Origin of the sequence: Halolactibacillus alkaliphilus (assembly GCF_900115465.1) — a bacterium.
GTDB classification, from domain to species: Bacteria; Bacillota; Bacilli; order Bacillales; family Amphibacillaceae; genus Halolactibacillus; species Halolactibacillus alkaliphilus.
Window position 1 is genome coordinate 1 of the sequence record NZ_FOWN01000049.1, and the last position, 11,026, is coordinate 11,026.

The window sequence follows — 11,026 nt, forward strand, 5'->3', positions numbered from 1 at the left end:
AGAGTTTCGCGAACTTATTTTATATGAGAAAGATCGACAGGATCCATTAACTACACACTTCATTTCAAGACTATTATCTGATTTCCCACCTACTTTAAATGCCATAGAACTTGATGAAAACAATGGTTTCCTAGAAGGTCAGGTTAATCGTTTGAAAACTATTAAACGCATGTTGTATGGAAGAGCAAGTTTTCCTCTCTTACGTCTAAGAATTCTCTATCAACCCTAATTTCAAAAAATAAACGAATTTATATTTGTTAGGCGCATATATTATCCCCAAAATTGCGTAAGAACCCAAATAAGTTTGACATAATCATTTCCTCCTTTTTCTATGCATCAACAATCTTTCATATAGACGCTTTAATCTGATCTGACCGGATTCTAATTTATTTTGACCTAGGATAATAAAATAAAAAAGGCATGAGTAAAAAAAGCACACAAAGGATAGACGTCTGTCTATGTCTTATAAATGCTTTTTCACTCATGCCTGATCGAATCAGTAACACGTTTACATTTTATTAGTAAGCCGCTGCAAATGAATCGTTAAATATAATACTTCTGACTCATGAACGGGTTTATTTAATTGCTTCTGCATAACTTTAACTAACTTCCATGCAAGATTATAGCATGTCGGATAAGTCGTTTTCAAGACATTTTTTAAACTTTGTTCTTTACCAAGTAAATTGTCTTGATTTACACGGTCAATCCCACGATGTAAATGTTGCAATAAGCGGTTGTAGTTAACATCACCCTTATTAATTTTGACATCTAGGTTCTCTTCTATTAGTTCGATCATTAAAGCAATTAATTCATGATGCCGATTCAAATCACGGATTTGGCGGTCCGTAATGGCACTGTGAATGTGCAAAGCTATAAAGCCTGTTTCACCTTCTGGAAATCGAATGCCAAGCTTATGATCGATTTTATTAACAATTTCACGCGCCACTTGAAACTCTTTTGGATACAGTGATTCAATTTCAAATAAGAAAGGATTAGTAAATTGGATGTTTGAACCGGCTCGTTTAATCGCAAAGCTTAAGTGGTCTGTCAATGCGACATGAATGTGTTCATTGAGTGGCTGATCCATTTGTGACTCTATATAAAAGATAATATCATTTAAGAATTCAATAAGCTCAGGGTCTTGATGTCTAATCAATGTTTGATATTGTTCCATCTCTTTTTTATCTGTTAATACAAAGGTCTTCTCAGCATCAAACAAACTAATCATATCCCCTTTTTTACGATTAAACCCGATGCCTTTTCCGATCAAGACGACTTCATCTAGTACGTGGTCCTTTGCGATCACCACATTGTTATTAAGCGCTTTCTCTACAGTTAATTCTTTTTCCATCTTGTTTCCCCCACTCATTAGACATCGTGCTATTACTATCCTAGCCGGTTTAATGTCTGTTGACAAGTAAAACCTTCGTATGAGGAATATGACGGTAAAGACCATTAACTATTTAAGGGTTTTTTTACATATATTCCTTTAAGATGTTCTTAACTATCTCTTGATTTTCTCTATGTTAAACATAACCGAGTAGGAGGTAGATCATTAATTGACCTATCGGTCTCTCAGTCATATTACGTGACGGAGGGCAATATGAGATTTCGCCTTGTGTAGCAGGCTTATCCGTTTTGCCGTACCTTTATATGACACGTCTATCTGTCAGTGTAAGTGTTTGAGCCCGGCTCCCTTCATAGTCTCTCACCCAAGACACTCATGCTGGGCGAACCCATAAAAACACGCGTGGAAAACCACGCGTGTTTTTATATTTCTAACTGCATTTTTAAAAAGTGAACAAATATATTTAATATGTGTCTCACTATCTCTGGCAAAGGGCCCTCTTCACTAAAAACCAATATAGCACCTACTTGATGACTCTCGCTGATAATTGGCATAAAGCAGTAATGTATATCGCGCGTCACACCTTCTCTTAGTTCTAGTGTTTCTTTTGATGTTGTCTTAACGAACTTTCTTCCATCAATAAAACCTTCTAACTGCCTAGAGATTGGTTGATGCAAATGGTCTTTTGTCTCTGATCCTACACCTAAGATAAACTGTTCTCGGTCCATCAACATCACTGGATAAGAAAGCTCATGGTGAATGCTCCGCAAATAAGGCAACGCAAGATCTTCTAGAGCTTCGACCGGTGAATATTTCTTTAATACAATTTCATTTTGATGTTGCACAAAGATCTCTAATGGATCACTTTCCCTAATACGCAAATGGCGTCTGATTTCCTTAGGAATCACCACACGACCTAAATCATCGATTCGCCTAATAATGCCTGTCGCCTTCATCCTTTTTCCCCTCTTCTTCATCATTTCTGAGATTAGTGTGGGTAAGAAAGGTGAAAAATATACGTCAGTCGTTTTTAAAATCTTTCAGTGCTAAAAGTAATCCTTTAATGTAACTGTAACGATCATTTTGAGAACGTTTATCAAAAGTAAAGGTGAAGATAACTTGATTATTTTCAAATTTAAATTTTAACATTCGGCCAAAATCATCCACATAACTTGCTAGTTTATCAAACAACAAGTTACGGGTAGCACTCTTTGCGAGTGTCACAAACATATTATTTTTTTGCTCTTTAATTAACTCAACTTTCTCACGCTTAGCATACATCCGTAGTTCAGTGACATCGATTAGCGCTTCAACTTCAATCGGATAATCCCCATAACGGTCAACTAATTCTTCTTTTAAATCAATTAAATCCTCTTCATGTTCAACAGCTCGGAAGCGTTTATACATATTAATTTTTTGCTTACCATCAGAAATATACATATCTGGTATGTAAGCGTCGATTTTCAACTGTAACTCTGGATTGATCACTTCCACCGTTTCACCTGTTAGACCTTGTTTCCGTCGTTCAACCGCCTCTTTCAACATCTCAGAATAAAGGTCAAAACCAACGGACTCAATGAACCCATGTTGTTGAGCCCCGAGGATGTTACCCGCTCCACGAATAGATAAATCTCGCATCGCAATTTTAAATCCAGAGCCAAGTTCGGTGAACTCTTTGATTGCTTGTAATCTTTTTGTCGCCACCTCTGTTAATACTTGATCGGGTAAATAGGTAAAGTAAGCATATGCTATGCGATTACTTCTACCAACACGTCCACGCAATTGGTACAACTGACTTAATCCCATGCGGTCAGCTCGGTCAACAATTAAGGTGTTAACGTTAGGAATGTCCACACCGGTCTCAATAATGGTCGTACTCACTAAAACATCGTATTCCCGGTTCAAAAACGCATGCATAACGTTCTCAAGTTCCGTTTCATTCATTTGACCGTGAGCGACACCAACGCGCACGCCTTCCACTAAACTTTCAATTTCTCTTGCTTTTTGTTCTATTGTTTCTACGCGGTTGTAGAGGAAGAACACTTGACCTCCACGACCGGTTTCTCTTTCAATCGCTTCACGCAATAATAATGGATTGTACTCCACTACATACGTTTGAATCGGGAACCTATCTGCTGGTGGCGTTTCAATAACGGATAAATCCCTAACACCTAACATCGACATATGAAGTGTACGAGGAATTGGTGTAGCAGTTAACGTTAGGACATCTACATTTGCTTTTAATGTTTTAATTTTCTCCTTATGCTTCACACCAAAGCGCTGCTCTTCATCGACGATTAATAGCCCTAAATCTTTATATTGAACATCTTTAGACAACAGACGATGTGTACCAATAATCAAGTCTACTGACCCATCTTTAAGCCCCTTTAAAGCATGTGTCTGCTGCTTACGTGTTCGAAATCGACTTAGGATGCTGATTTCAACTGGAAAATCCTGAAATCGCTCCAATGCTGTCTCAAAATGTTGTTGAGCTAAAATGGTTGTCGGCACTAAAAAAGCAACCTGTTTACCTTCCGCAATAGCTTTAAACGCTGCCCGAAGAGCCACTTCCGTTTTTCCATAACCAACATCACCACACAATAATCGGTCCATCGGTCGAGCTTTCTGCATATCTTGTTTGATTTCCTCAATACTTCTTATCTGATCATCTGTTTCTTGATAAGGAAAAGCATCTTCAAATTCACGTTGCATTAAATGGTCTTCACTAAATTGATAGCCGACCGATGCTTCTCGTTCCGCATACAACTTAATTAAATCATCGGCGATATCCTCCACTTTGGATTGTACTTTCCGTTTAACTTTTTTCCATTCAGAACCACCCAGTTTATAGAGTTTCGGTTCTTTTCCTTCTGAGCCAACATACTTTTGCACCAGATCAATTTGGTCAATCGGAACGTACAACTTATCATCACCGGTATATTGGATTAACATAAAGTCTTTATGCATCCCCTGAATTTCCAGTGTTTCCACACCAATAAATTGACCAATTCCGTGATTAACGTGAACGACATAGTCATCCACTTTCAACTCTTGATAACTCTTGATTCGCTCTGCATTATTCATTTTTTTAGGGCTTTTTTTTCTTGCCGCTACGCGTGATTTAAATAATTCTCTATCCGTAATTACCGCTAATTTGTGTAGGGGAAGCTCAAATCCGTGATCTAATTGGCCAATCATAATCACAGGTTGCTTTGTAGGCAGTGATGTCGTCTCGTCTGCCAAACCTGCTTCTATTTGATAATCTTTTAAAATCGCTTGTACTTTCTCTGCACGCTCTGGTGTACGTACCATAAATACAACAGAGTAATCGCTTTTCTTATAGCGCACTATTTCTTTCTTTAAGAGTGGCATCTGACCGTGAAACTCCTGCATATCACGCGCTTGAACATTGATAATGTTCCCAGGCTTTGTATGTGGGAACTGACGCATAAAAATAGACAAATAAATCTTTTGTTGTTTTGCTTGAGCTTCGATATCTTCTCGTCCATAAGAAAGTTTGAGGTGAGAAAAAAGACGTTGATGCATAAGCAGTGATTCAATCCACTCCTGTTCTTCGTGATCGAGTTGGTCAAGCGTTTCGTTAATACGCCCGAGCTCATCCATAAAAATAAGCCCATCATCAGCTAAATAACGCACTAAACTACCCGGTTGATCGTAAAACCACTGGTTGTATTTATATATATCATCAAATGTTTGGTTATTCTCTAGTGCATCAATTTCTCTCTCAAGCATTGCTTCAAACTTCGCCTTCGCTTCAGCTTCTTGCATAATCTTAAGTTGATCTACTCGCTTAGTTTTCAATGTGTCTATTAACTTTAAGCGGTCTTCATCTGTTAATAACCGTTCTGTGTTTGGATAGATAAAAACCTCGTTTAGTTTGTGTAGCGACCTCTGGGAATCGGCTTGAAAATAGCGAATTGAATCAACTTCTTCATCAAAAAACTCTATTCTGAGGGGGTTTTCTTCCGTCATTGGATAGACATCTAGAATACCTCCACGCATACTAAACTCACCTGGCGCTTCAACCATATCGACACGTTCATACCCCATTAATACTAATTGTGTTAACGCCTGATTCAAAGGGATATCTTCGCCAAGCGCAAAACTTAGCGTGAACTTTTCCCAGTAGTCCTTTGGAGGTAAAACCCGCTTTAAAGCAGCAACAGGCGCAATGAGAACGCCACTTTCTTTTTTAGTCCAATCTGCGAGCGCTTTAATTCGCTGACTTTTTAATTCTGGTGATGCCACACTCAGTTCCGTACCAATTAACTCATTTACGGGATATAAAAAAACTTCATCTTGGCCAATCAAATCGGCTAAATCATCAACCAATTGTTGCGCCTGGGTTAAATGATGTGTCACAATGATTGCTTGTTTTTTTACTGCTTGTTGGATTGTAGCCATCCATAGACTTCTAGCCGAACCTGGGAGTCCTGAGACTTGTTGTTCATTCATACCATTGTTGACACCAGCAACCATTGACAAAACATCGTCGTATGTTAATAAATAATGATTCATCTCTCGCAAGACTAATCCCCTCCTTTAATTTTCTCTTCGAACATGTTAAAACGCTTTGGTAAAAGCACCCAAAGCTGTCATCTTATATATTTATCTTTTTAAAATAATATAAGGCCAAAAATACAGACTATTTCTGTCGCCTTGGCACGGAAGCTGTCGAATCCTTATAGCCAATACAACTAGCCCTCATTAGTCAATGACTAAGAGGGTTCTTGGCTTTACAGCATAACGAAACGCAGTAACTTAGTTATACTTATTCATGACCGTCTGAAAATCTTCTGTAATAAAGGCTTCACATGCTTGTGCCGCGTGCAAAATGCTTTGATCAATGAGTTGGCGCTCTGACTTAGTAAAACGTCCTAACACATGGTCTGTCACTGTTAAACCTTCCTTAGGACGATCAATACCGATTCTTACTCGATTAAAATTTTTCGTACCGAGCTGATCAATCATTGAACGAATCCCATTATGTCCGCCATGGCCACCATTTTGTCTTAAGCGCACCTTCCCTGTTGGTAAGTCTAAATCATCATAAACAACAACAATATCTTCTGGTGCGATTTCATAAAAATCAACGAGTGGTTTTACACTATCCCCTGATAAATTCATATATGTTTGTGGCTCTAATAGAATAACTTTATCAGTCCCTAATAATTCATAGGCAAAATGCCCTTGGAATTTCTTTTTATTTAGTCCCCATCCATGACGCTTTGCTAGCTCATCGATAACCATAAAGCCGACGTTGTGTCGAGTATCTTTATATTTGCGACCAGGGTTCCCCAGCCCAACAATCAGTTTCATTTATCTAACATCCTCCAGTTGGTTATATCTGACTTCCATTCTACTTCTTTTTTTATGAAAAAGAAAGAGCTATTGTTTGAATTTCACACAACAAGAGCTTGGATAACAGAAGCTACCCAAGCTCTCATTAGTGATATATAGTTATCTGATATTTCCCTGTAACGTCTATTCTTTTTCGTCGCTACCTTTTTGCCCAACGAGTTCAGGCTCAACCGCTTCCTGTTGTTCATCTGCTTCTAAATCTTCTACTTGATCCGGCGCCGTTACAGCAACAATTGTCATATTTTCATCCTCTAAGACTTCATAGTTTTTACCATCTTTAAGGTCTGATACCATAATTGAGTCGCCGACTCCTAAGTCAGAAATGTCGATTAAAATTTCTTCTGGAATATCCGCTGGTTTTGCGCGTACTTCCAATTCATATTGAGGCTGTTGTAATACGCCACCTTCTTTTTGTCCTTTTGCTTCACCCTCTAGGTGAACAGGTACAAGAACATCCATCTCTTGTTTCATATCAACAATATAGAAATCCGCATGGACAAGTTGATTTTTTATAGGTTCTACTTGATAATCATGCAGCATCACATCTACAGATGCGCCTTCTACATCTAAACTAATAATCGCATTACGCCCTTCATCGCGTACTGTTTTAAGTAATTCAATGCTGTCAACCTGAACGGTCATCGTATCTTTCGCTTTACCATAAACAACCGCAGGAATAAATCCTTTGTCACGAATTGCTTTCGTGCTTGATTTCTTTAAATCATCTCTTCGTTCTGCTTTTAATTTGACTACCATAAGTGTCAACCTCCAATAAATTTCGTTCTTTTTCTATCTAACAAATGTTAGAATCGATAAGCTTAAAGTTTATCTAAGCATGTATAAAGAAGCGATTCTACTAGAGTGTATTCCCAAAAAGATGACCCATTAAACATATATATCTAAATTAATCGAATAAGACACTGACAGACAACTCTTCATGAACACGAATAATCGCCTCTGAAATAAGTGGTGCTACTGATAAAACAACAACTTTATCAATTTGTTTTTCTTTAGGCAGTACAATTGAGTTTGTCACCACAAGTTCTTTAATAGGAGAATTATTGATACGCTCAATAGCTGGACCTGAAAGGACTGGGTGCGTACAGCACGCATAAACTTCTTTTGCGCCATTTTCCATAAGCGCTTGTGCTGCTAAACTAATTGTTCCTGCAGTGTCAATCATGTCATCAATTAAAATCGCTGTCTTTCCGTCAACTTTACCAACGATGTTCATCACTTCTGACACGTTAGGACGGGGACGACGTTTATCAATAATCGCAATCGGCGCTTTCAAACGCTCTGCAAGTTGTCTAGCACGACTTACACCACCATGATCGGGTGAAACGATAACAACATCTTCTAAGTTTTTCTCGCTCCAGTAATCACCTAAAATTGGCACACCAACTAATTGGTCTACTGGAATATTGAAGAATCCTTGGATTTGCGGTGCGTGTAAGTCAAGTGTAATAACACGATCAGCACCTGCTTCTTGAATAATATCTGCTACGAGTTTTGCTGTAATCGGTTCACGCGCACGTGCTTTACGGTCCTGACGAGCATAACCATAGTAAGGCATCACAACATTAATAGTCGCTGCTGATGCACGCATTAATGCATCAATCATAATTAAAAGCTCCATTAAGTGCTGGTTAACTGGGGCTGATGTTGATTGAATAATATACACATCACATCCACGAATACTCTCTTCAATATTAATTTGGATTTCACCATCACTAAATGATGTCACTGAACTCTTTCCGAGTGGTACACCAATATGGTCAGCCACCTCTTTTGCTAATTCCTGATTTGAACTCAGTGAAAACACCTTTAATTTACGATCTTGATAATCAACAGACATTCTGTCAGACCTCCATTTAATTTGATTGTTATGTTAAATAATTCAATGATTATTTTAGTAATTTATTAAGTTTTTTTGCGTAACCATCTTTATTTACTTGTCTTGCTCGTGCAATTGACAAAGCCACTTCCGGCACATCTTTAGTAATAGTTGATCCTGCCGCAACAAGTGCACCTCGACCAACAGTAATCGGCGCAATAAGGTTTGTATTGCATCCAACGAATACATCATCTTCGATGATCGTCTTATATTTATTCGCACCATCATAATTGACCGTAATAGAGCCACAACCAACATTCACATTTTTACCTATCTCAGCATCTCCAATGTAGCTGAGGTGAGAGACTTTACTACTGTCATCAATCACTGATTTTTTAACTTCAACGAAGTTACCAACTTTAACATCGTCACGAATATCTGATGCGGGTCTGACATGGGCAAACGGCCCAATATTGACTCGATTACCTACTTTACTTTCATGTACCACACTGTGAAGAATTTTTGAACTTTGGCCAATTTCACTATCTGCGATTTCACTGTTTGGTCCAATAATACTGTCTGTCCCAATAACTGAATACCCTTTAATCGTTGTACCTGGTTCAACCACAACGTCTGGGGCAATCTTTACTGTTGGGGCAATATAAGTTGTTAGCGGATCAATAATGGTCACACCATTTTTCATATGTTCCCGATTAATGCGCTGTTTCATTATACGTTCCGCCTCGCTTAAAGCGAGACGATCATTCACACCTAGCGTTTCATCTGTATCCGTTGTTTGAAAAGCTGCTACTGTCTGATGATTGTTTTTCGCGATTTCTATTACATCCGGTAAATAATATTCCCCTTGTGCATTGTCGTTAGACACACTTTGTAAAGCCGTAAATAAAAAGTTATTATCAAAACAGTACGTTCCTGCATTAACTTCCTTGACCTCAAGTTCTTCTTTTGACGCATCTTTTTGTTCAACAATTTTCGAAACATCACCTGCATCATTTCTAATAATGCGACCATAACCTGTTGGGTCATCTATCGTTGTTGTTAATACAGTAACTTTTGCTTGTTTATTTTGGTGATAGCTAAACATTTCTTCCAGTGTTTTTTGTGTTAGTAAAGGTGTATCACCACAAACAACGAGCGTCACACCTTCTTGATTTTTCAAGAGATCTTCTGCTTGCATAACTGCATGACCCGTCCCTAGTTGTTGCTCTTGTAAGACAAAGGCGCTTGCCTCTCCTAATTCTTCTTTTACTTTTTCAGCTCCGTGACCAACAACTGTAATAACTTGATCCAATTCTAATGCGGTTAGTTGGTCCATTACGTGTTGAACCATTGATCGGCCCATTACTGGGTGAAGCACTTTATATAGCTTTGATTTCATCCGTGTACCTTGCCCTGCAGCTAAAATAACAGCAAATCGTTTACTCATATTGAAACCTCCGATTAATCTATTCGTCTGTCACGTATATCTCTTATAAAATTATACCATGTTAAAATATATCTTAAAAGGTGATTGAAATCAATTGAATTTCTGATAAATTCACTTAAACAACAGAAGTTGAACCATTGTAAGCGATATCACATCGACATAAGTTGTTTGGATTTTTAAAATGACATAAAAAAACTCATTCATATCCGTCGTTATTGGCTTAACAAAAACGATGTGTGAATGAGTTTTACTATAACGTATAAAATTAAGAGACCCCTACTTCTTCTTGTGACACTTCTTTTGTTTCTTGAACGACTTCCTCATATTTCGCTAGAATAGCAATCTCAATGATATTACGCATTTTCGCATTGATTGGATGGGCAATATCTCTAAATTCCCCGTCCGGCGTCCGCTTCGACGGCATCGCAACAAATAATCCGTTATTTCCATCAATCACGCGAATGTCATGTACAACAAACGCCTCATCTAGCGTAATAGAAGCGATGGCTTTCATTCGACTATCACTTTCCACACAACGCAATCTTACATCAGTAACTTCCATTATGCTCACCACCTTATAAAATTTAACACACAATAGATACATTCAACATGTTAAGTAGAAATTCCTGCTAAATTTCAACTTTTTTGAATTTTTAATCTACGTGAATGAATTTCATAATTCTGAGGCCTTGCGGCCCAATGGTTTTGAAGCATAAAAAAGGAAGTACCTCCCCAAGTCTTGTATAATGGTAAGTAACCAAACTAAACCAAAAGACTGGAGGAGAACTCCCTATGCCTATTATACGACAAGAGAGTTTATTTAGCATTAATGAATTATATGCAATGGAACCTACCCAACGATATGATGCTATTATTTCGGTCATTGATATTGACCACATTTACCGTGAGGTAAGTAAAAAATCACGTCTTGGAGCTCCGGAGGAGCTTAACTACGCTGCTATGATTATTTCTGTTTTTATAAGATATGTTGAGCGTATTCCTACAATTAAAG

Annotated in this window: 8 protein-coding genes and 2 pseudogenes; 2 read left to right on the forward strand and 8 right to left on the reverse strand. The window is 38.0% G+C overall.

The genetic code is table 11. The annotated features are described in order from the left end of the window. Window positions 1-229, forward strand: a pseudogene (locus BM163_RS13920) (hypothetical protein); the annotation flags it as partial. Between the two features lie 279 nt (window positions 230-508). Here BM163_RS13920 and glcT read toward each other — a convergent pair. The 8 genes from glcT to spoVG form a co-directional block, all read right to left on the reverse strand. Next, window positions 509-1,351: a glucose PTS transporter transcription antiterminator GlcT gene (gene glcT, locus BM163_RS13115; protein WP_089803630.1), complete on the reverse strand. Its 843-nt coding sequence runs from the start codon at window positions 1,349-1,351 to the stop codon at window positions 509-511. Between the two features lie 419 nt (window positions 1,352-1,770). Beyond that, window positions 1,771-2,304: a stage V sporulation T C-terminal domain-containing protein gene (locus tag BM163_RS13120; protein ID WP_170243751.1), complete on the reverse strand. Its 534-nt coding sequence runs from the start codon at window positions 2,302-2,304 to the stop codon at window positions 1,771-1,773. A 64-nt stretch (window positions 2,305-2,368) separates the two neighbouring features. Further along, complete coding sequence (gene mfd / locus BM163_RS13125) at window positions 2,369-5,896, reverse strand: transcription-repair coupling factor (protein WP_089803632.1); 3,528 nt, start codon at window positions 5,894-5,896, stop codon at window positions 2,369-2,371. 234 nt (window positions 5,897-6,130) lie between these two features. Continuing rightward, a complete protein-coding gene (gene pth, locus BM163_RS13130) occupies window positions 6,131-6,688 on the reverse strand; it encodes an aminoacyl-tRNA hydrolase (RefSeq protein WP_089803633.1) in 558 nt (185 codons plus the stop codon). Window positions 6,689-6,853: 165 nt separating this feature from the next. Continuing rightward, entirely contained in the window at window positions 6,854-7,486 is a 633-nt protein-coding gene (locus BM163_RS13135; RefSeq protein ID WP_089803634.1) for a 50S ribosomal protein L25/general stress protein Ctc, read from the reverse strand. Window positions 7,487-7,634: 148 nt separating this feature from the next. Further along, window positions 7,635-8,588, reverse strand: a complete 954-nt coding sequence (locus tag BM163_RS13140) for a ribose-phosphate diphosphokinase (protein ID WP_089803635.1) — start codon at window positions 8,586-8,588, stop codon at window positions 7,635-7,637. A 49-nt stretch (window positions 8,589-8,637) separates the two neighbouring features. Further along, a complete protein-coding gene (gene glmU, locus BM163_RS13145) occupies window positions 8,638-10,014 on the reverse strand; it encodes a bifunctional UDP-N-acetylglucosamine diphosphorylase/glucosamine-1-phosphate N-acetyltransferase GlmU (RefSeq protein ID WP_089803636.1) in 1,377 nt (458 codons plus the stop codon). Window positions 10,015-10,279: 265 nt separating this feature from the next. Further along, window positions 10,280-10,576, reverse strand: a complete 297-nt coding sequence (gene spoVG, locus BM163_RS13150; protein WP_089803637.1) for a septation regulator SpoVG — start codon at window positions 10,574-10,576, stop codon at window positions 10,280-10,282. Window positions 10,577-10,806: 230 nt separating this feature from the next. On the opposite strand from spoVG, the pseudogene BM163_RS13155 reads away from it, so the two are divergent. Next, window positions 10,807-11,026, forward strand: a pseudogene (locus BM163_RS13155) (IS5/IS1182 family transposase); the annotation flags it as partial.

Coding starts and splice junctions, on each gene's coding strand:
- spoVG (WP_089803637.1), bottom strand. CDS start 10,576: ATGGAAGTTACTGATGTAAGATTGCGTTGTGTGGAAAGTGATAGTCGA.
- pth (WP_089803633.1), bottom strand. CDS start 6,688: ATGAAACTGATTGTTGGGCTGGGGAACCCTGGTCGCAAATATAAAGAT.
- BM163_RS13120 (WP_170243751.1), bottom strand. CDS start 2,304: ATGAAGGCGACAGGCATTATTAGGCGAATCGATGATTTAGGTCGTGTG.
- BM163_RS13140 (WP_089803635.1), bottom strand. CDS start 8,588: ATGTCTGTTGATTATCAAGATCGTAAATTAAAGGTGTTTTCACTGAGT.
- BM163_RS13135 (WP_089803634.1), bottom strand. CDS start 7,486: ATGGTAGTCAAATTAAAAGCAGAACGAAGAGATGATTTAAAGAAATCA.
- glmU (WP_089803636.1), bottom strand. CDS start 10,014: ATGAGTAAACGATTTGCTGTTATTTTAGCTGCAGGGCAAGGTACACGG.
- glcT (WP_089803630.1), bottom strand. CDS start 1,351: ATGGAAAAAGAATTAACTGTAGAGAAAGCGCTTAATAACAATGTGGTG.